General features: G+C 74.6%; 17 protein-coding genes. 4 read left to right on the top strand and 13 right to left on the bottom strand.

Translation table 11 applies throughout. The features are described 5' to 3' along the window. Positions 1-71 precede the first annotated feature (71 nt). From ABZ135_RS19900 to ABZ135_RS19890, 3 genes are read right to left on the bottom strand one after another with little or no spacing between them, the layout of a single operon-like run. On the bottom strand, positions 72-1,295 hold the full coding sequence (locus ABZ135_RS19900; RefSeq protein ID WP_356697489.1) for an FAD-dependent oxidoreductase: 1,224 nt from the start codon (positions 1,293-1,295) through the stop codon (positions 72-74). Further along, on the bottom strand, positions 1,292-2,713 hold the full coding sequence (locus tag ABZ135_RS19895; protein ID WP_356697487.1) for an FAD-dependent oxidoreductase: 1,422 nt from the start codon (positions 2,711-2,713) through the stop codon (positions 1,292-1,294). The genes ABZ135_RS19900 and ABZ135_RS19895 overlap by 4 nt, the downstream gene beginning before the upstream one ends. Beyond that, the gene (locus ABZ135_RS19890; RefSeq protein WP_356697485.1) at positions 2,710-4,164 is read right to left on the bottom strand and encodes an FGGY family carbohydrate kinase; all 1,455 of its coding nucleotides are present in this window, start codon (positions 4,162-4,164) and stop codon (positions 2,710-2,712) included. The genes ABZ135_RS19895 and ABZ135_RS19890 overlap by 4 nt, the downstream gene beginning before the upstream one ends. A 341-nt stretch (positions 4,165-4,505) precedes the next feature. Between ABZ135_RS19890 and ABZ135_RS19885 the strand changes: the two genes are divergently transcribed. Then, positions 4,506-5,501 carry a hypothetical protein gene (locus ABZ135_RS19885; protein WP_356697483.1) on the top strand — a complete coding sequence of 332 codons (996 nt, stop codon included), beginning with the start codon at positions 4,506-4,508 and terminating at the stop codon, positions 5,499-5,501. Positions 5,502-5,623: 122 nt separating this feature from the next. Then, the gene (locus ABZ135_RS19880; RefSeq protein WP_356697481.1) at positions 5,624-7,156 is read left to right on the top strand and encodes an amino acid permease; all 1,533 of its coding nucleotides are present in this window, start codon (positions 5,624-5,626) and stop codon (positions 7,154-7,156) included. A gap of 281 nt (positions 7,157-7,437) precedes the next feature. Here the strand turns inward: ABZ135_RS19880 and ABZ135_RS19875 are convergent, their stop codons facing one another. Then, positions 7,438-8,256: a GntR family transcriptional regulator gene (locus ABZ135_RS19875; protein WP_356697479.1), complete on the bottom strand. Its 819-nt coding sequence runs from the start codon at positions 8,254-8,256 to the stop codon at positions 7,438-7,440. Between the two features lie 237 nt (positions 8,257-8,493). Here ABZ135_RS19875 and ABZ135_RS19870 point away from each other — a divergent pair, with 237 nt between their 5' ends. Further along, on the top strand, positions 8,494-9,831 hold the full coding sequence (locus ABZ135_RS19870) for a DUF2252 domain-containing protein (protein ID WP_356697477.1): 1,338 nt from the start codon (positions 8,494-8,496) through the stop codon (positions 9,829-9,831). A gap of 91 nt (positions 9,832-9,922) precedes the next feature. On the opposite strand, the gene ABZ135_RS19865 is transcribed toward ABZ135_RS19870, so the two are convergent. Next, on the bottom strand, positions 9,923-11,317 hold the full coding sequence (locus ABZ135_RS19865; protein WP_356697475.1) for an FAD-dependent monooxygenase: 1,395 nt from the start codon (positions 11,315-11,317) through the stop codon (positions 9,923-9,925). A gap of 46 nt (positions 11,318-11,363) precedes the next feature. Beyond that, positions 11,364-11,753: a metalloregulator ArsR/SmtB family transcription factor gene (locus tag ABZ135_RS19860; protein WP_356697473.1), complete on the bottom strand. Its 390-nt coding sequence runs from the start codon at positions 11,751-11,753 to the stop codon at positions 11,364-11,366. Positions 11,754-11,882: 129 nt separating this feature from the next. Here ABZ135_RS19860 and ABZ135_RS19855 point away from each other — a divergent pair, with 129 nt between their 5' ends. Further along, positions 11,883-13,772 (top strand): heavy metal translocating P-type ATPase, encoded by a 1,890-nt coding sequence (locus ABZ135_RS19855; RefSeq protein ID WP_356697471.1) that lies wholly within the window; start codon positions 11,883-11,885, stop codon positions 13,770-13,772. 74 nt (positions 13,773-13,846) lie between these two features. On the opposite strand, the gene ABZ135_RS19850 is transcribed toward ABZ135_RS19855, so the two are convergent. The 7 genes from ABZ135_RS19850 to dhaK form a co-directional block, all read right to left on the bottom strand. Continuing rightward, positions 13,847-15,133, bottom strand: a complete 1,287-nt coding sequence (locus ABZ135_RS19850; RefSeq protein ID WP_356697469.1) for a GTP-binding protein — start codon at positions 15,131-15,133, stop codon at positions 13,847-13,849. 5 nt (positions 15,134-15,138) lie between these two features. Further along, positions 15,139-15,309, bottom strand: a complete 171-nt coding sequence (gene rpmF / locus ABZ135_RS19845; protein WP_137991083.1) for a 50S ribosomal protein L32 — start codon at positions 15,307-15,309, stop codon at positions 15,139-15,141. An 89-nt stretch (positions 15,310-15,398) separates the two neighbouring features. After that, positions 15,399-15,944 (bottom strand): helix-turn-helix transcriptional regulator, encoded by a 546-nt coding sequence (locus ABZ135_RS19840; protein WP_356697467.1) that lies wholly within the window; start codon positions 15,942-15,944, stop codon positions 15,399-15,401. Between the two features lie 49 nt (positions 15,945-15,993). After that, complete coding sequence (locus ABZ135_RS19835) at positions 15,994-18,018, bottom strand: NADPH-dependent 2,4-dienoyl-CoA reductase (RefSeq protein WP_356697465.1); 2,025 nt, start codon at positions 18,016-18,018, stop codon at positions 15,994-15,996. A 159-nt stretch (positions 18,019-18,177) separates the two neighbouring features. Beyond that, positions 18,178-18,582 (bottom strand): PTS fructose transporter subunit IIA, encoded by a 405-nt coding sequence (locus ABZ135_RS19830; RefSeq protein ID WP_356697463.1) that lies wholly within the window; start codon positions 18,580-18,582, stop codon positions 18,178-18,180. Then, entirely contained in the window at positions 18,579-19,145 is a 567-nt protein-coding gene (gene dhaL, locus ABZ135_RS19825) for a dihydroxyacetone kinase subunit DhaL (RefSeq protein ID WP_356697595.1), read from the bottom strand. The genes ABZ135_RS19830 and dhaL overlap by 4 nt, the downstream gene beginning before the upstream one ends. A 169-nt stretch (positions 19,146-19,314) precedes the next feature. After that, positions 19,315-20,307, bottom strand: coding sequence for a dihydroxyacetone kinase subunit DhaK (gene dhaK, locus ABZ135_RS19820; protein WP_356697461.1), 993 nt, complete (start codon positions 20,305-20,307; stop codon positions 19,315-19,317). Positions 20,308-20,491: the final 184 nt, after the last annotated feature.

Below are 20,491 nucleotides of genomic sequence, written 5' to 3'. Positions count from 1 at the left end.
GCGCCCAGTGTGGCCGAAGCGGGGCCCGCCGCGCGGCCGCCCGGCGCTCCCGTCGGCCACTCGGCGGAACGTCAGCCGGCCGTCAGCCGCACCGTCACCGGCCCGCCCGCCGGGTCCGCCGCGCCCGCCCAGGTGGCCGCGTGCCGGAGCGAGCGGTGCGGTTCCAGGAGGGCGGGCAGCCGGCGTTCGTACAGCCGGCGGTCGTCCTGGGTCACCGTTAGCGTCGGCTGCGACAGGCGCTCCGAGGGGCGCAGCAGCAGTACGGGCACGGGCACCGGCCCCGGAACCGGTGCGGACGCGGCGGCGGGGTCCGGGACCAGACGGCCGGGCGTGACCCAGTCCAGTCCGCCCGCCGGCCGCAGCGCGAGGTCGGGTTTCGGCCAGGGGGCGCCCGCGAGATGCGCGAGGACGGCGGAGGCCACCGACCGGCCCTCGGCGGCGGCCACCACCGCCGGTTCGACACCGCGCAGCAGGTTGCCCGCCGCGAAGACGCCCGGCACCGGCGTGCGCAGGGACGGGTCGACGGAGGGGCCCCGGGTGGCCGGGTCGAGCGGGACCCGGCCGGAGCGGGCCAGTTCGTGGTCGGGCAGCCAGTCGCCGGTGAACACCACCGTGTCGCAGCGCAGCAGCCCCGTGCGGCCGTCGGCACCGCGCACCACGACCCCCGAGAGGCGCCCCCGGCCCACGAGTTCGGCCACCGTCGCCCCGCGCAGCACCGGGCCCGGCAGCCGGGGACCGTCCGCCCGGTCGGCGACGACCGCCGCCACCACGACCCCGGCCCGGCGCAGCACACGGACCGCGTGGCCGGCCACCGGGTCGGAGCCGACCACGACCGCGCGCCGGCCGATCCGCTCCCGGCGCAGCCCGAACAGCTCCACCGACTGCTGGAGTTCCCCGGTGGACAGCACCCCCGAGGGCCGCGAGCCCGGGACCAGGCGGGCGCTGCGCGGCCGTTCGCGCGCTCCGGTGGCCAGGACGACGGCCCGCGCCGTGATCCGCTCCGGACCGGTCGGCGCGGTGACCTCCAGGGCGAGCGGTCCGGCCCAGCCGGTCGCGCCGGCCCCGGTCCGTACGACGGCCCCGGCCCGCACGGCCGCGGCCACCGCCCGGCGGGCGTAGAGGGGACCCGTGTACGGTCCGAAGCCGGTCCGGGCGCAGTGGCGCGGGATCCCGCCCGCGGTCTCCTCGCGCTCCAGGACCTCGACCCGGCCCGCGCCCGCCGCCGCGAGCCGGGTGGCGGCGGCGAGCCCGGCGGGACCGCCGCCGACCACCAGGACGTCGACCGTGCGGTTCACCGCACGCCCTCCTCGAACAGCGCCCGCACCGCCGCCCCGCAGGTGAAGCGCTGGCAGCGCCCCGCTCCTGCCCGGGTCCTGCGCCGCAGCCCGTCCAGGGACGCGGGCGGCACCGTGGAGGCGAGCGCGTCGCGGATCTCGCCGTGGGTGACCCGCTCGCAGTGGCAGACCACCCTGCCGTACGCGGGGTCGCGGGCGATCCGCTCGGCGTCCCGGTACGGGCGGGGAGAAGCCTCGCCGAGGTTCGGCATCCGCACGGGGGCGAGCGGCCGCTCCGGCCCGAGCTCCAGGCCGGCGTCGGCGAGCAGCCCGACCGTGTGCCGGCCGAGGGCGAGCGAGGCGGTCAGTCCGGTCGAGCGGATCCCGCCGACCGTCACGTACCGCAGCTCGGGGTGGGCGGCGATCCGGTAGTCCTCGGCGCCGGTGGCGGCGCGCAGCCCCGCGTAGACGGCGGTGACCTCCTCGTCGAGGAGCGCCGGAAGGATCCGGCGGCCCTGCGCGCGCAGCGCGGCGAGCCCTTCCGCCGTCGAGCCGGTGTCCGTCTTGTCGTCCAGGTCCTCGGCGGTCGGTCCGAGCAACACGTTGCCGAACACCGTCGGCGCGATCAGGACGCCCTTGCCGAGGGGGCCGGGCACCGGCAGCAGGATGTGCCGGACCAGCTCGCGGGCGAACGGGTCGAAGACGACGAGCTGGCCGCGCCGCGGGGTGACGGTGAAGTCGTGGCGCCCGACCAGCGCGTCGAAGGCGTCCGCGTACAGCCCGCACGCGTTGACCAGGAAGCGGGTGCGCAGCACCCCGCGCCGGGTGATCAGCCGGTGCGGGGCCCCCGGAGCGCCGGGGTGGACCTTCTCCACCCGGCAGTCGAGGTGCAGGTCCACCCCGGAACGCACGGCCTGGGTGGCGTACGCGAGCGGGGTGGACCAGGGGTCGATCACCGACTCGCCCGGCACCTCGAGGGCGCCGAGCGCGCCGGGACCCAGGTGCGGCTCGCGGGCCCGCAGCTCGTCGGCCGAGAGCGGTCGCGTGCCGTGGTGCCCGTTGCGTACGGCCTTGTCGGCGAGCCGGGGCAGCGCGGCGAGCTGTTCCTCGTCCCAGGCGACGAGCAGCGCGCCGACCGGTTCGACGGCGATCCCGGTCTCCTCGGCGTACGCGGCGAGCATCCGCCCGCCCTCACGGACGAGGCGGGCCTCCAGCGACCCGGGCACGGCGTCGAAACCGGTGTGCAGGATGGCCGTGTTGGCCTTGGAGCTGCCCTCGCCGACGTCTCCGCCCGCCTCCACGAGCGCCACCCGCAGCCGGTACCGTGCCAGCTCCCGTGCGATGGCGCAGCCCACCACACCGGCGCCGACGACGGTGACGTCGTACGCGCCGCCGGGACCCGACGTGTCCGGCAGGATTCCGCGCCGGGTGACGCTCACGCCCCGTCCTCCGGGCCCGCGCCGCCGGCCAGCAGCGTCGCCACCGCCGAGCGGAAGCGGCCGAGGCGTTCGGCGGCCTCGGCGGGCGTGACGCGGGGTTCGTAGACGGCGGAGGGCTTCCAGGGAGGGACGGCCTCGTGGGCGGCGAGGCCGGGCTCGTGGCCGAGCCGGGCGACCGCGGCCACGCCGAGGGCGGTGGCGTCGGGGAGGGCGGAGACCTCGACCGGGCGCTGGAGGAGGTCGGCCTGGGTCTGCATGAGCAGCGCCGAGCGGGTCAGACCGCCGTCGACCCGCAGGGCGGTGAGCGGCCCGCCCAGGTCGGCCGCGGCGGCGCCGGCGAGCTCCGCCACCTGGGCGGCGATGCCCTCGCACAGCGCCCGGACCAGGTGCCCGGGTCCGGTGTCGAGGCCGAGGCCGGTGAGCGCGCCGCGCACGTCGCCGCGCCACCAGGGGGCGGCGAGACCGGCGAGGGCGGGGACGAAGGTGACGCCGCCCGCGTCCGGGACGGCGCCGCCGACCGCGTCGAGTTCCTCGGCGCCCGCGATGACGCCGAGGTCGGTGAGCCAGCGCACGGCGGACGCGGCGGTGTACACCTGCCCGTCCAGGCAGTAGCTGGTGCGGCCGGCGAGCCGCCAGGCGACGCAGGCCACCAGGCCGGAGTCGCCGCGGCGCGGCGCGGACCCGGTCTGGGCGAGCAGGAACGCCCCGGTGCCGTAGGTGCACTTGGCGGTGCCCGGCTCGGTGACGTCCTGGGCGAGGAGCGCGGCCTGCTGGTCGACGAGGAGGCCGGTCAGGGGGAGCGGCGGGCCGAAGGCGGTGGTGGTGCCGACGGGGGTGTCGCAGTCCACGACCCGGGGCAGCCGTTCGGCGGCCAGGCCGTAGACGTCCAGGGCCGCATCGGACCAGGCGACGCCGTCCAGATCGAGCAGCCCGGTACGGCCCGCGGTGGCGGCGTCGGTGACGAACGCGCCCGTGAGGCGGTGCACGAGCCAGACGTCGCTGGTGGTGACGACGCCCGCGCCGGTCAGGTTGCGACGGATCCAGGCCATCTTGGGGGCGGCGAAGTAGGGATCGAGGGGCAGACCGGTGATGCGTGTCAACTCCGCTGCGTGAGCGGCGAGTTCGCCGCACAGGTCGGCGGCCCGCCGGTCCTGCCAGACCAGCGCGTCGGTGAGCGGGTCGCCGGTCGCGGGGTCCCAGGCGAGGACCGTCTCGCCCTGGTTGGCGAGGCCCACCGCGACGGCCGGCTCCCCGGCCTCGGCGAGGGCGGCGCGTCCGGCGGTGACCACGGAGTCGTACAGCTCACGCGGGTCGACCTCGACCAGGCCGCCGGGCAGGGCGCGCGGGCGGACCGGCGCGAAACCGGTGCCGAGGACGCCGCGCTCGGGGCAGACCACGAGGGCCTTGGTGCCCGACGTGCCCTGGTCGACGGCGAGTACCGGGCCCGTCATGTGTGCGTCTCCCTGCCGGTCGTGGATTCCTGGACGTCCTTGATCGCTTCCGATCGTGGAACCGGTCAGCCTGATGCAGCCGGCTCGCCTCGTCAAGAGGTCGGCGGCGAGGCCGTCATGTTCCGAACCGACCCTGACTTTGCGTCAAATTCGGTCGTTGGCCGAATAGTTACGGTCACGGAGAAAAGTGGATCGGTCACGTCCGGCAACCTCTATAGTGATCGCCGATCAACGGCCGGGACGGCCAAGGGGACTGACCGCCCCCTCCCCCCATCTCACCGAGGAACGATGTCTCCCACCCTCCGCCCTGCGTCGCCGCTCGGCTCCGGCCCCGCTGCCTGATGGCCGCGCAAGGCTTCCGTCCCGTCTACCACCCGGCGGGCCACGACCACGCCCTGCGCGGTGCCGTCCAGGAGCTGCGCACCGGCCGCTGGGTGGCCATGGGCCGCCTGCTCGAAGAGACCTCCGGCTGGACCGCCTGGACCCGCCGCACCCAGGTGCTCGCGGCCGTCGCCGCCGGCACCGACGTCGTCGAGACCTGGCTCGCCGAGCAGCCCGACTCGGCCGCCGCCACCGTGATGCACGCGCGGGTCGCCGTCGAACGGGCCGTACGCGCCCACCGCACCGCCCACCCCCGCACCCGCGAGCTCTGGCAGGAGGCGTGGACCGTCTGCCTCCAGGCGGCCGACCGCGCCCCCGCCGACCCCGTGCCGTGGGTGTGCCGGCTCGCCCTCTCCGTACTCGACGCCCAGCAGCGCATGGAGGAGCACCGCCTCGCGCCGCCCGCGCCCATGCTGCCGCCCGGCCCCTGGGGCCTGCTCGCCGAGGCCGAGAAGCGCGACCCGCAGAACCGCGAGGCGCACCACCGGATGCTCCAGTTCGTGTACGCCCGCCGCCCCGGGCCCCTGTCCGAGGCGGTCAACTACGCCCAGTGGGCGGCCTCCTCGGCGCCCGTCGGCTCCGCCCTGCACGTCCTGCCGCTCTACGTCCGCGTCGAGCGCTACCGGCGCGAGCGGGGTCACGAACGCGCCCTCGACCTGCACTGGGTCGCCGAGGACGCGGTGCGCGACGCCTGCCGTGCCATGGACGGCTGGTTCCTCTTCTGCGCCCTCGACGAGGCCAGCCTGCTCGACCTCAACCACCTGGCCCACGCCCTGTACGGCGCCCTCAAGTTCGCCGACGCGGCCCGGGTGTTCGAGGCGCTCGGCCCGTACTGGACCCCGCAGCCCTGGTCGTACCGCACCGCCCACCCCGACGAGCGCGGACCGGCCGAGGAGGTCTTCCTGCGCGCCCGGGCCCGCTGTCTGGGGGCGTCGGAGACCCGGACGGGCCCCTGACCCGTACGTCCCCGCCGGCGTCCGTACGGCCCCCGTCCGTGCGCCCTCGTCCTCTTCCCGCTCGCTTCCTTTCCCTCTCGTCCCCCGTACGTCCCCTTCCCTTCCCCCGGAGGAACGCACGCATGTCCCGCACCGCTCCCACCGACGCGATACGCAAGCCGCCACCGGCCCCCCGGGACGAGGAGGCCCGGCTCAGAGAGCTCGGCTACCAGCCCGTCCTCGCCCGCCGGATGGGCGGCTTCGGCAACTTCGCCATCAGCTTCTCCGTCATCTCCATCCTGTCCGGCTGCATGACGCTCTACGGCTTCGGCCTGGGCACCGGCGGGCCCGCCGTCATGCTCTGGGGCTGGGCCGGCGTCGGCCTCTTCGTGCTGTGCGTCGGCCTCGCCCTCGCCGAGGTCACCAGCGCCTACCCGACCTCCGGCGCGCTCTACTACATGGCCGACCGGCTCGGCGGCCGTCGCTGGGGCTGGTACACCGGCTGGCTGAATCTGCTCGGACTGCTCGGCGCGATCGCCGGCATCGACTACGGCGCCGCCCTCTTCACCGGTGCCTTCCTCAACCTCCAGTGGGGCATCGTCCCCACCCCGGGGTCGACCTTCCTGATCTTCCTGGTGATCCTGCTCGTGCACGCCGTGCTCAACCTCAACGGCGTCCGCCTGGTGAGCGTGCTCAACTCGATCAGCGTCTGGTGGCACCTGGGCGGTGTCGCCCTCATCGTCGGCGCGCTCGCCCTGATCCCCGACCACCACCAGTCGGCGAGCTTCGTCTTCACCGAGTTCGTCAACGACACCGGCTGGAGCAACCCCCTCTACGTGGCGGCCATCGGTCTGCTCCTCGCGCAGTACACCTTCTCCGGCTACGACGCCTCCGCGCACCTGTCGGAGGAGACCGCCAACGCGTCCGTCGCCGCCGCCAAGGGCATCGTCCGCTCCATCTGGGTCTCCTGGATCGCCGGCTTCGCGCTGCTCGCCGGACTCACCTTCGCCATCCAGGACTACGCCGGCACCCAGGCCAGCGCCACCGGCGTGCCGCCCGCCCAGATCCTCCTGGACGCGCTCGGCGCCGGCGGCGCCAAGGCGCTGCTGCTCGTGGTCATCGTGGCCCAGCTCTTCTGTGGCAACGCCGAGGTCGCCGCCGCCAGCCGCATGGTGTTCGCGTTCAGCCGCGACAACGCCCTGCCCGGCTCGGCCCTCTGGCGCCGGGTCAGCAGCCGCACCCACACCCCGGTCCCGGCGGTCTGGCTCTCGGTGGCCGTCGCCGCCCTGCTCGCCGTGCCGTCGCTGTACTCGGCCACCGCCTACGGGGCCGTCACCGCCATCAACGTCATCGGCATCACCCCGGCGTACGCCATTCCGATCCTGCTGCGGCTGCGCGCGGGCCGGAACTTCGTCCCCGGCCCCTGGAACCTGGGCCGCTGGAGCCGGCCGATCGGCTGGATCGCCGTCGTGTGGGTGGCCGTCGTCACCGTGCTCTTCTGCCTGCCGCAGCGCTCTCCGGTCACCGTCGACACCATGAACTACGCGGTGATCGCGCTGGCCGTCGTGCTGGCCCTGGCCAGCGTCTGGTGGTACGTCGCCCGGCGCTCGTACGGCACTCCGCAGTCGTACGGCAGTGCCCGCGAGGAGGCGGAGATCGCGGAGGGGATCGTCTAGGTCGTGTCTTTTGGATCAGGCCGGATCAGGGAGCGGCGTCTGGTGCTTGGGGTCTCCCCAGGCCCGCAGGGCCTAGGGGAAGATCGCAAGGCGGAGGAGGGAGTCCATGCGGTGGGGGCACCTCCCGGGCGAAGCCTGGGGGACATCGGCGACCGACGACAACGCGGCGAGCGTGCGTGCCAGACGCCGCGAGCCCGGCAAGATCCGAAAGACACGGCCTAGCACGGCGGGTGGTGCGGTCGGCGGGGGCCCGGACGGAGGCCCTCGCCGCGTCCGTGGCCTCAGCCGCCGAACTCGTAGGTCCAGGAGGCCGAGCGGGCCGCGAAGTCGATGTCGGTGATCTCCAGGGTGTGCCCGTGCTGGTCGGTCACCACGCGGTGCACGCTCAGCCGGGCTCCGTCGTCGGCCGTCGCGTCTCCGGTGCCGGTGCCGGTGCCGGTGGCCGTGTCAGTGCCGGTGGCTGGCTGCGCGGGGTGCGCGGGGTGGGCCGGGACGCCGATCGACTCCCGGTGCGTGGTGCGCAGGCCCGCCTGGTGCATCCAGTGGTACAGCAGCCGCAGGTCCGGCTGCCGGAACCGCTCGGTGCTCCGGCGGTAGCGGGCGAGCTGCGGGATCTCCGTCAGCGCGGGCCGCGAGAACCAGGTGACCGAGCGCTGCAGGGAGGCGCCGGCCGGGGTGAGCACCACATGGCGGTGCACCAGGGTCGGTTCCCCGGGCGCCAGGAGGAGCCGGCCGGCCAGGGCGATCGGCGGGGCCTCCCAGGAGAGCGCGGCGCGGACCAGCGAGTCGGCGGCCCTGGGCCCGCCGGGGAAGGTCCGCGGGCGCGGGGCGGGCACCGGAGCCGGCGGCTCGTGCGCGCTGCCGGCGGCGAAGGTGCCGCGCCGGTCCGTCACCACGAGCCGTTCCTCGCGCAGGAGTTGCAGCGCGGCGCGGACGGTCTGCCGGTTGACGTGGTAGCGCAGGGCCAGATGGCGCTCCGAAGGCAGCCTGCTGCCGGGGGAGATGCGGTGCTGGATGAGGTCGTCCCGCAGTGCGCGGGCGACCCGGAGGTAGAGCGGAAGCGCCCCGCTCGGCCCCTGCTCGGGAACGGGCTCGGCCATGTCTCGGCCCCTCTCTGTCGTGCCTGGGCGAACACCGGTGGTGCGGGGTCGAACGTGCGCGTTTGAACCATTGCGCGGTGTGACCGCTCGACCCGTATGGGTGATCAATTCCTATCATTGGTCTAAACCATTCGGGAAGTCCCGTCGGTGAGAGTGGCCGAAACGAGCACCGCGCCGTGTAATGGATCGCACCGGAACGGTGGGGGGCGGTGACGGTGGAGGAGGTGGGTGTGCCCGATGACGACACCGTCCGAACGGGCCGAGAAGGGCAAAGCGGCCCGCAAGCAGGTCCCCCGCTCCTCGCACGGCCGCTGGATACCCTCCTCGCAGCGCCCCGACCCGATCACCGTCCTGGAGCGTCAGGCCGTCGACCGGCTCCCGGAGCTCGTGCCGGTCCGCTACGGCCGGATGGCCGTCTCGCCCTTCGCCTTCCTGCGCGGCGCCGCCGCCGTGATGGCCGCCGACCTCGGCGCCCAGCGCCACACCGGACTCACCGTCCAGTTGTGCGGCGACGCCCACCTGCTCAACTTCGGCCTCTACGCATCACCCGAACGGACGCTTCTCTTCGACGTCGACGACTTCGACGAGACGCTCCCCGGGCCCTTCGAGTGGGACGTGAAACGGCTCGCCGCCTCCGTCGCGGTCGCCGCCCTCCAGAACGGCACCACCAAGGCCAAGGCCCACCGGGCCGCCGTGGTCGCCACCGAGTCGTACCGCAGGACCATGCGCCGCCTGGCCGGGCTCGGCGAACTGGACGTCTGGTACGAGCGGATCGCCGCCGACGAGGTGGCCGGTCTGGTGCGCGGGGCGAACCGGGCCCGCTTCGAGAAGCGGCTCGCCCACGCCCGCCGCCGCACCGGTCTCCAGGCCCTCGGCAAGCTCACCGTGAAGGACGCCTCGGGCCGGCACTTCGTCGACGACCCACCGCTCCTGGAGCGGCCCCCCGAGGTAGACCGGGTCACGCTCGGCAAGATCTTCAACGACTACCGCAGCTCCCTCACCGAGGAGCGCAGGCTGCTGCTCGACCGCTTCCGCTTCGTCGACGCCGCCCGCAAGGCCGTCGGCGTCGGCAGCGTCGGCACCCGCTGCTTCGTCATCCTCCTGGAGGGCCGCGACGACGGCGACCCCCTCTTCCTCCAGGTCAAGGAGGCCGGACACTCGGTCCTGGAGCCCTATCTCGCGCCCAGCGCCCACACCCACCAGGGCCGCCGGGTGGTGTGCGGTCAGCGGCTCCTCCAGGCCGCCGGGGACATCTTCCTGGGCTGGATGACCGGTCCCGAGCAACGGCACTTCTACTGGCGCCAGTTGCGGGACATGAAGGGCTCGGCCGAGGTCGAGACCATGTCCCCGGCCACGCTCCGCGGCTACGCCCGGCTGTGCGGTCGCGCGCTCGCCCGGGCCCACGCCCGCTCCGGAGACCGGATCGCGATCGCCGGCTACCTCGGCTCCTCCGACGTCTTCGACCGGGCCGTCGCCGACTTCGCCCTGCGCTACGCGGCCCAGAACGCCGACGACTACGCGGCCCTGAGCGCGGCCATCGCGGCCGGGGTGGTGGCGGCGGCCCCGGGCGTGTGAGCCCGGCCCCGAACCGACGTCACCACCGTCAGCGTCCTTGCACCGTCACCGTCGGGCGCGAGCGGACCGGCAGGAGCCGTACCCGCGGGCCCTACGCCCGGCCTCGGCGCAACGGAGGCTCGACCGGGGTCGGCGGCACCGGCCCGAACAGCACCTGACGGGCCACTGCCGGCGCGAACAGCACGCTCAGCGGAGCCGTCAGGGTCAGCGCCGCGCGGAACGGCGCGCCCACCACCGGGTTGCCCGCGGCCCGCTCCTGCACCCGGCGCAGGTACCAGCCCGTCGCCTTGTCCAGCGGGCCGGACCGCGCCGCGTCGCCCATGGCACCCGGCATCTTCTTGTCGGCGCCCGCCGAGATGTCCCATGCCTGCTTCGAGGCGTCGAGCAGCGCCCGCTGCACCCGCCGCGTGGTCGGGGTCCGCTTCGGATCCGCGAGGGCCTTCCGCAGGGCCACGGCGCTCATGGCGGCGACGGCCATGCCCTGCCCGTAGATCGGGTTGAAGGCGCACAGGGCGTCACCGGTGGCGAGGAAGCCGGCCGGGCGGCGGCCCGGACGGTCGTACCGGCGGCGGATGTTGGCGGTCTTGCGGAAGCCGTAGACCGGCGACATCGGCTCGGCCTTGGCGATCCAGTCCCCGACCACCGGGTGCGGCAGCTTGCGCGCGTACTCCTCGAACAGCGCCTCGTCGGTGGGCGGCTGGTCGTCGCGCAGACCCGAGAGCGTGACCAGGTGCCGGCCGTCGCCGAGCGGCAGCACCACACCGGCGTACACCTGCGCGGGGTTGGGCACCACGTAGTACCCGACCGCGTCGACCGAGGGGTCGTCGGCGGGGGAGCGGTAGACCCGGGTCGCGTAGGCGAGGCCGGTGTCGAGGGTCTCCTCGTGCGGGGCCTCGGCGCCGATCCCGGCCAGCCAGTCGGCCGCCCGGGTGGAACGGCCGGAGGCGTCCACGACCAGGTCGGCCTCCAGGGGGCGCGGCTCCTTGGGCGCGCCCGCGCCGCGCTCGCGCAGCAGCACCCCGCGCACCCGGGAGGCGTCGCCGAGCAGTCCCACCGCCTCGTGGCCCTCGACGCGCTCGATCCGCGGATCGGCGAACACGCGCTTGCGCACCAGCCATTCGAGCTGGTCGCGCGGGCCGGTGTAGAAGTACGCGGTGGCCGGCGTGCGGGCGAACCACTTGCCGCTCTGCCACTGGACCATGTCCTGCGGAACGCCGACCTTGGGCGCGCCGAGCGCGTGCAGCTCGTCCATGAAGCCCGGCAGCAGGTCGTCGAGCGCCCGCTGCCCGCCCTCGATCAGTACGTGGAGGTGCCGGCCCTGCGGGACGCCGGGGCGCGCGTCCGCCTCCTCCGGGTAGCGGTCACGCTCGACGACCGTGACCCGCTCGGCGTGCTCGCTCAGCACCCGCGCGGCCAGCAGACCCGCGAGGCTCCCCCCGATGACCACCGCATGACGTGTCCTGCGGGGCCCCAACTCGTCGGCCATCCTCGCCCTTTCGCGTGGCGGACCCACCCCCGTGGATCCTCGTGGTCTAGGACTGACCAGTATCCACGGCCGCGCGGGGCGCGTCGCGGGTGCCGAGACGCAGGTGCTCGATGTGGTAGACGGCCTCGTCGAGGAGTTGGGCGACGTGGTTGTCGTAGAGGCTGTACTCGATCCGGCGCCCCTGGCGGACTCCGGTGACCAGGCCGAGCGCGCGCAGCAGCCGGAGCTGGTGGGAGACGGCGGACTGCTCCATCTCCACGGCGGCGGCGAGCTCGGTCACGCCGCAGGGGCCCTGACGGAGCTTCGTGAGGATCATCAGGCGGGACGGGGTGGCCAGGGCCTGGAGAGTCTCGGCGATGGTGGCCGCGGACTCCGCGTCGAGATGCGTCGCCGCGGTCGTGCGGCCTGTCGCCCGGCCTGTCGCTCCGTGTCCCATGTGCTCATCGTAGCGGCGACTTCCGGTCAACGGATGAAGATCTCTTCATATGTTCCGCTATGGTGGTGGGGCCGGCGCGGCTCCGCATGCCCGCGCCCTCCCTCCCCGGTATCCCGAAAGGCTGTGCCCATGGCTTCCCCGGCACTCCACACCCCCGCGGCACCCCCGCTGCCGGCCCCGCCGCCCCCCGCGCGCCGGGCCCGCGTCACCGACCTGCCCGAGGTCCGCTGGGCCGCGCTGTCCGCCCTCGCCTTCCTCTGCGCCTTTCCGCTCGACCTGGCCGGAGCGCCCAGTTGGGCGTGGGGACCGCTCTACGCGGTGTGTTACGCCGCGGGCGGCTGGGAGCCCGGACTCGCCGGGCTCCGGGCGCTGCGCGAGCGGACCCTCGACGTGGACCTGCTGATGGTCGTGGCAGCCCTCGGCGCCGCCGCCATCGGGCAGTTCCTCGACGGCGGCCTGCTCATCGTCATCTTCGCCGTCTCGGGCGCCCTCGAAGCACTCGCCACCCGCCGCACCGCCGACTCCGTCCGCGGCCTGCTCGACCTCGCCCCCGCGACGGCCGTCCGCCTCACCTCGGCCGGCGAGGAGACCGTGGCCGCCGCCTCCCTCGCGGTCGGCGACACCGTCCTCGTACGGCCCGGGGAGCGGCTGCCCGCGGACGGCACCGTCCTCGCCGGCACGAGCGACGTCGACCAGGCCACCATCACCGGCGAACCCCTGCCCGCGCCCAAGGCTCCCGGCGACGAGGTCTGGGCCGGCACCCTCAACGGCGCCGGCGCGCTGCGCGTACGCGTCGACAAGGAGGCCGGCGCGACCGTCCTGGCCCGGATCGTCGCCCTCGTCGAGGAGGCGAGCGCCACCAAGGCGCCCACCCAGCTCTTCATCGAGAAGGTCGAACAGCGCTATTCCGTCGGCGTGGTGGTCGCCACCCTCGCCCTGTTCGCCGTCCCGCTCGCGTTCGGCGCGGACTTCACCGAGACCCTGCTGCGGGCCATGACCTTCATGATCGTGGCCTCGCCCTGCGCGGTCGTCCTCGCCACCATGCCGCCGCTGCTGTCCGCCATCGCCACCGCCGGACGCCACGGCGTGCTTGTGAAGTCCGCCGTCGTCATGGAACGGCTCGGCACCGTCGACCGCGTCGCCCTCGACAAGACCGGCACCCTCACCGAGGGCACGCCGCGCGTCACCGCCGTGCACGGCGACCCCGAAGCCCTCGCGCTCGCCGCCGCGGCGGAGCTCCCGAGCGAACACCCGCTCGCCCGCGCCGTCGTGGCGGAGGCCCGCGCCCGCGGCCTCGCCGTCCCCGAGGCCACCGACTTCTCCTCGGTGCCGGGCACGGGCGTCCGGGCCCGGGTCCAGGGCCGGGAGGTGACGGTCCGCCGGGCGGCCGGCGAGCACACGGACACCGCCGTCGAGGTCCTCGTCGACGGGGACCGGGCCGCCGTCCTGGAGTTCTCCGACCGGCTGCGCGACGGCGCCCCCGAGGCCGTCGCCGCCCTCACCCGCCTGACCGGCACCGGCCCCACCCTCCTGACCGGGGACAACGCGGGCGCGGCCGCCCGCGTCGCGGAGGAGGCCGGCATCACCGACGTACGGTCGGACCTCCTCCCGCAGGACAAGGCGAACGCCGTACGGGAGTGGGAGGCGGCCGGCGGCCGCGTCCTGATGGTCGGCGACGGCGTCAACGACGCGCCCGCCCTGGCCGCCGCGCACACGGGCGTGGCCATGGGCCGGGCGGGCTCCGACCTCGCCCTGGAGACCGCGGACGCGGTCGTCGTCCGCGACGAACTCACCGCCCTCCCCGCCGTCATCGCCCTCTCCCGCCGCGCCCGCCGCCTGGTCGTCCAGAACCTGGTGATCGCCGGCGTCTGCATCGGCGCCCTCGTCATCTGGGACCTCCTCGGCCACCTCCCCCTCCCCCTGGGCGTCGCCGGCCACGAGGGCTCGACCGTCCTGGTCGGCCTGAACGGCCTGCGTCTGCTGCGGGACGCGGCGTGGCGCAGGGCGGCAGCCGCGTAGCGCTACGGGTACCGGGCGGGCGGTCCGGTCCTCTCCGCGCCGGACCGCCCAGGCGCCGGCGCGGAGACCGGCGCTCAGGCCGGGGCGGGCGCGTGGGGGTGCTGGTGCCCGGGGGTGCCCTCGGAGCCGGACGCGTGCTCGTGCTCGGCGCCGACCTCGGGGCGGTGCCAGGAGCCGGAAGCGTGCTCGTGTGCGCAGGTGTCGTCGAGGCCGTGGACGGCCCACGCGGGGAACGGGTCCTGCCACGGGCCCGTCTCCCCGTCGGCCACGAGGCAGCGGTCGAGCGCGGCGCGCAGGGCGTCGGGGCGCAGGCCCGTGCCGATGAACACCAGCTCCTGGGCGTGGCCGGGCCCCTGGTCATGTGCGTCGCGCACTCCCGAGGGCTCGAAGCGGGCCACGGCGCCGGCCTGGGACCACAGGCCCGTCACCGCGTCGCGTCCGGCGAGCCGGAAGAAGCCCTTGGAGCGCAGGATCCGGCCGTGGGCGCCGCCGTCCATCTCCTCGGTGACGAACCGCCACAGCCGCCCGGGATGGAAGGCGCGCGGCGCGCGGTAGACGAGCGAGGAGATGCCGTACTCCTCGGTCTCGGGCACGTGGTCGCCGTTGAGCTCCTTGACCCAGCCGGGCGCCTGCTGTGCCCGGTCCAGGTCGAAGAGCCCGGTGCCGAGCACCTCGGCGGGCCGCAGCCGGCCGTGGGTGGCGTCCACGATCCGGGCGGCGGGGTTGAGCCGCGCCAGCACGGCCCGCAGTCGCGCCGCCTCCGCCTCGTCGACGAGGTCCAGCTTGTTGAGCACGAGCACGTCGGCGAACTCGATCTGGTCCACGAGCAGATCGCTCACGGTCCGCTCGTCGTCCTCGTACGGGGCGAGGCCGCGCTCGGCGAGGCCGTCGCCGCCGTCGAATTCCGGCAGCAGGTTCGCCGCGTCGACGACGGTCACCATGGTGTCGAGCCGGGCGAGGTCGCCCAGGGTGGCGCCGTCGTCGCGCGGGGACGCGAAGGTCGCGGCCACCGGCATCGGTTCGGAGATGCCGCTGGACTCGATGAGGAGGTGGTCGAAGCGCCCCTCGCGGGCGAGCCGGTCGACCTCCTCCAGGAGGTCGTCGCGCAAGGTGCAGCAGATGCAGCCGTTGGTCATCTCGACCAGGCGCTCCTCGGTGCGCGAGAGCTCCGCGGCCCCGCCGCGCACCAGAGCCGCGTCGATGTTGATCTCGCTCATGTCGTTGACGATCACGGCGACGCGCAGTCCGTCCCGGTTGGCCAGGACGTGGTTGAGCAGAGTGGTCTTACCGGCCCCGAGGAAGCCGGACAGGACGGTGACCGGCAGCCTCGGGTCCGGAGTCGGCGTCGCCGTGTCCGTCACGGCCGTCAGCCCTCGGGGCGCAGCAGGCCGCGCTCGTACGCCTTGGCCAGGCGCTGCGGGACGCGGTACACGACGCCGTCGACCGTGATCGGGACGAGCTGGGGCGTGGTCGCCTTCCACTGGGCGCGGCGGTGGCGGGTGTTGGAGCGGGACATCTTCCGCTTGGGTACGGCCATGGGAAACGGACCTCCATCGTCGGGACGTGGCGGCCACGTTACATGAAAACGATTCCCATTAACAAAAGTCCGGAAGTGGGCGGACGGGATCAGTCCTCCTCCGCCGTGCCGAGCTCGTCCAGCGCCGCCGTCAGCCACTGCACCCAGAACCGTTCCAGGTCGATCCCGCCGCGCAGCACCAGGTGCCGCAGCCGGTCCGGCTCCGCCGTGCGGCGCTCCGGCGGGAAGTCCCGCTCCTCGATCTCCAGGTATTCCTGCAACTGCCGCCGGTGCAGCCCGAGATGACGCTCCAGCTCGGCGCGCAGGCCCCGGCCGCCGACCACGGCCGCCGCGCGCATCCGCAGCAGCAGTGCCGAGCGCAGCGGCTTGGGATCCTCGGCGGTGTCCACCCAGGCCGCCAGCTCGGCGCGGCCGGCCGGGAGCACCTCGTACTCCTTCTTCTGCCCGCGCGCGGGGACGGGCGCGGGCAGGGCGCGGATGTACCCCGCCTGCTCCAGCTTCCCGAGCTCGCGGTAGATCTGCTGGTGCGTGGACGACCAGAAGTAGCCGATCGACCGGTCGAACCGGCGGGTCAGTTCGAGGCCGGAGGACGGCTTCTCGAGCAGCGCCGTGAGGATCGCGTGCGGGAGGGACATGGACGCATCCTAGGTTCGGCCGGTCGGGGCGCTCATCGGGTCCGCCGGCTCACAGGGCGGCGGCCAGCCGCGTGCCCTGGTCGATGGCCCGCTTGGCGTCCAGCTCGGCGGCCACGTCCGCGCCGCCGATCAGGTGCGCCGTGCGGCCCGCGGCGATCAGCTCCTCGTACAGACCGCGGCGCGGCTCCTGGCCCGTGCACAGCACCACGGTGTCGACCGGGAGCACCTGCGGCTCGCCGTCGACGGTGAGGTGCAGGCCCTCGTCGTCGATGCGGTCGTACGACGCTCCCGCGACCATGGTGACGCCCCGGTGCTTCAGCTCGGTGCGGTGGATCCAGCCGGTGGTCTTGCCGAGGCCCGCGCCGACCTTGGTGGTCTTGCGCTGGAGCAGGTGGACCTGGCGCGGCGGACGGGGCCGCTCGGGAGCGCGCAGGCCGCCCCGGGAGGCGTAGGAGGTGTCGACGCCCCACTGCCGGAAGTACGTCTCCGGGTCCTGGCTCGCGCCCTCGCCGCCGTCCGTGAGGAACTCGGCCACGTCGAAGCCGATGCCGCCGGCGCCGAGGATCGCGACCCGCTCGCCGACCGGCACGCGGTCGCGCAGCACGTCCAGGTAGCCGACCACGCTCGGGTGGTCGACGCCCTCGATGCCGGGGGTGCGGGGGGTCACGCCGGTGGCGACGACGACCTCGTCGTAGCCGTCCAGGTCGGCCGCCGTGACCCAGGTGTTCAGGCGGAGCTCGACGCCGCGCTCGGCGAGCTGGACCCGGAAGTAGCGCAGGGTCTCGTCGAACTCCTCCTTGCCCGGCACCTGCTTGGCGACGTTGAGCTGGCCGCCGATCTCGGCCGCGGCGTCGAACAGCGTCACCGCGTGGCCGCGTTCGGCCGCCGACACGGCGCAGGCGAGGCCGGCCGGGCCGGCGCCGACGACGGCGACGCGCTTGGCGCGGCGGGTGGGGGAGAGGACCAGTTCGGTCTCGTGGCAGGCCCGCGGGTTCACCAGGCAGGAGGTGATCTTGAGGCTGAAGGTGTGGTCCAGGCACGCCTGGTTGCAGCCGATGCAGGTGTTGATGGTCTCGGCGCGGTCGGCGGCGGCCTTCGCCACGAAGTCCGGGTCGGCGAGGAAGGGGCGGGCCATGGAGACCATGTCGGCGCGGCCCTCGGCGAGGAGCGCCTCGGCGACCTCGGGGGTGTTGATGCGGTTGCTGGTGACCAGCGGCACCGACACCGCGCCCATCAGCCGCTTCGTCACCCAGGTGTAGGCGCCGCGCGGCACGGAGGTGGCGATGGTGGGGATGCGGGCCTCGTGCCAGCCGATGCCCGTGTTGATGATCGTGGCCCCGGCCGCCTCGATCTCCTTGGCGAGGGCGACGACCTCCTCCAGGGTGGAGCCGCCCGGGACCAGGTCCAGCATGGAGAGCCGGTAGATCAGGATGAAGTCCTCGCCGACCCGCTCGCGGATCCGGCGGACGATCTCCAGCGGGAAGCGCACCCGGTTCTCGTACGAGCCGCCCCAGCGGTCGGTGCGCCGGTTGGTGGCGGAGGCGATGAACTCGTTGATCAGGTAGCCCTCGGAGCCCATCACCTCGACGCCGTCGTAGCCGGCCTCCTTGGCGAGCTCGGCGCAGCGGGCGTAGTCCTCGACCGTCTGCTCGACCTCGGCGTCGGTCAGCTCGTTCGGCGGGAAGGGGCTGATCGGCGCCTGGATCGGGCTCGGGGCGACCAGGGCGGGGTGGTAGGCGTAGCGGCCGAAGTGCAGGATCTGCATCGCGATCCGGCCGCCCTCGGCATGCACGGCGTCGGTGATCACACGGTGCTCGGCGACCTCCTCGGCGGTGGTCAGCTTGGCGCCGCCGTCCCAGGGGCGGCCCGCCTCGTTGGGCGAGATGCCGCCGGTGACGATCAGGCCGACCCCGCCGCGGGCGCGCTCCGCGTAGAAGGCGGCCATCCGCTCGAATCCGTGCTCGGCCTCCTCGAGGCCGACGTGCATGGATCCCATGAGCACCCGGTTGGGCAGGGTGGTGAACCCGAGGTCCAGCGGGCTGAGCAGATGCGGATACGGGGTGTTCGGGACCATCGGGTGCCTCCTCGCGCGGGGTCGTCACCGACTGTTGTAGGCGACGCGCCGAGGTTTGTGCAACAAGTTGCACAACGGGGGAGGGGTGATGTGCCCGACACCACAACGAGGGGCCGCCCGGTCCTCCCGGGGCGGCCCCTCGTCGCGGGGGAGCCGGCCTCACTCCTTGCGGTACGCGTACGCCTCCGAGGCCGCCGCCGTCACCGCGTCCAGATCGCCCCCGGCCGTCGCCGTCACCAGCGCCGCCACAGCGCCCTCCACGAACGGCGCGTCCACCAGGCGGGCGCCCTCCGGCAGCTCGTCGCCCTCCGCGAGCAGCGCCTTCACCGTCAGCACCGCGCTGCCCAGGTCCACCAGGAGCGCGACCCCGGCCCCCTCGTCCACGGCCTTCGCCGCCTCGGTGATCAGCTCGGCACTGGTGCCCAGACCGCCGTCCGGCGTCCCGCCGGCCGGCCGGACCGGCGCCGTGTCACCGCCGCCCGCCAGCCCCCGCGCCAGCTCGGCCACCGCCGCCGCCACCGCCGCGCTGTGCGACACCAGCACGATCCCCACCCGGGCCGTCATGCCGTCACCTCCGCGAGCGCCGCGAGCAGCAGCGCCGACGAGGTGGCGCCCGGATCCTGGTGCCCCACGGACCGCTCGCCGAGATAACTCGCCCGCCCCTTGCGCGCCCGCATCGGCACGGTCGCCAGCGCACCCGCCTCCGCGGCCTCCCGGGCCGCCGCGAACGAGGTGGCGAGCGCGTCCGCCGCGGGCACGAGCGCGTCCAGCATCGTCTTGTCGCCCGGCTGCGCCCCGCCGAGCTGCGCCACCGCCGCCACCCCGGCCGTCAGGGCCTCGGCGAGGGTGGCCCGCGAGACCCGCTCGGCATCACCCAGCGCCTTGCCGGTGCGGCGCAGCAGCGTCCCGTACAGCGGCCCGGACGCCCCGCCCACCGTGGAGACGAGCTGCCGCCCGGCGGTGGTGAGCACCGCCCCCGGTGTCGTCGGCGACTCCTTCTCCAGGACCGCCGTCACCGCCGCGAAACCGCGCTTCAGATTGGCCCCGTGGTCGGCGTCGCCGATCGCCGAGTCCAGCTCCGTCAGCCGGTCCGCCTCCCGCTCCACGGCCGAGGCCGCCGCCGTCATCCAGTCCCGGAAGACCTCGGCCCCGTACTCCGCTCCATGCTCCGACCCGTTCGTCTCCGCCGTCACTCCGGTCACTCTCCCCTCACGCCTTCCCGCTCACCCGTCCTCACCGCACCCATCCCCACCGCGCCCGTCCCCATCGCACCCATATCCACCGCACCCATGTCCCTCACCGGCCCCAGCGCAGCGCGGGCGTCCGCACCGGCGCGTCCCACAGCCGCAGCAGCTCCTCGTCCGCCTCGCACAGCGTCACCGAGCAGCCCGCCATGTCCAACGAGGTGACGTAGTTGCCGACGAGGGTCCGGGCGACCGACACCCCCCGCTCGCCCAGCACCCGCTGCACCTCCGCGTTGAACCCGTACAGTTCGAGCAGCGGGGTCGCCCCCATCCCGTTCACCAGGGCGAGCACCGGACCCCTCGGCCGCAGGTCGTCGAGGACCGCGTCCACGGCGACGTCCGCGATCTCCCCGGAGGTCATCATCGGGCGCCGCTCACGGCCCGGCTCCCCGTGGATCCCGATGCCCAGCTCCAGCTCGCCCGCCGGAAGATCGAAGGTGGGCGAACCCTTCGCGGGGGTCGTGCAGGCGCTCAGCGCCACCCCGAAGCTCCGCGAGCGCTCGTTCACCCGCCGCGCGATCGCCTCGACCCGCTCCAGCGGCGCGCCCTCCTCGGCCGCCGCGCCCGCGATCTTCTCCACGAACAGGGTGGCTCCGGTGCCGCGCCGCCCGGCCGTGTACAGGCTGTCGGTCACCGCCACGTCGTCGTCGACGAGCACCTTCGCGATCTGGATGCCCTCGTCCTCCGCCAGCTCGGCCGCCATCTCGAAGTTGAGGACGTCACCCGTGTAGTTCTTCACCACGAACAGCACACCGGCGCCGCTGTCCACCGCGGCCGCCGCGCGCACCATCTGGTCGGGCACCGGAGAGGTGAACACCTCGCCGGGACAGGCCGCGGCGAGCATGCCCGGACCGACGAACCCGGCGTGCAACGGCTCGTGCCCCGACCCGCCGCCCGACACCAGGGCCACCTGACCGGCCACCGGCGCGTCGCGCCGCAGCACGACCCGCTGCTCCACGTCCACCGTCAGCTCGGGATGCGCGGCGGCCATCCCGCGCAGCGCGTCCGCGACCACGGTCTCCGGAACATTGATCAACATGCGCATGAACACCTCCAGGTGAGGTTGTGCGGCGCGGCCGTCCCGGCCGGGCGCGGCCGCCCCAGCAGTATCCGTGGCGGACCGGTCGCCCGCCCAGACGGCCCCGATCACCGCGTGGCGCCGGACGGCCGGTGGCGGGATGCTGAAGGGAGAAGGGCCGCGCGGCGCTTCCGCGTGGCCGCGGGCACGA

This window comes from Streptomyces sp. NPDC006339 (assembly GCF_040612775.1).
Classification (GTDB): domain Bacteria; phylum Actinomycetota; class Actinomycetes; order Streptomycetales; family Streptomycetaceae; genus Streptomyces.
Note: the sequence above shows the minus strand (reverse complement) of the source record. Positions and strands in the feature narration are given on the sequence as shown.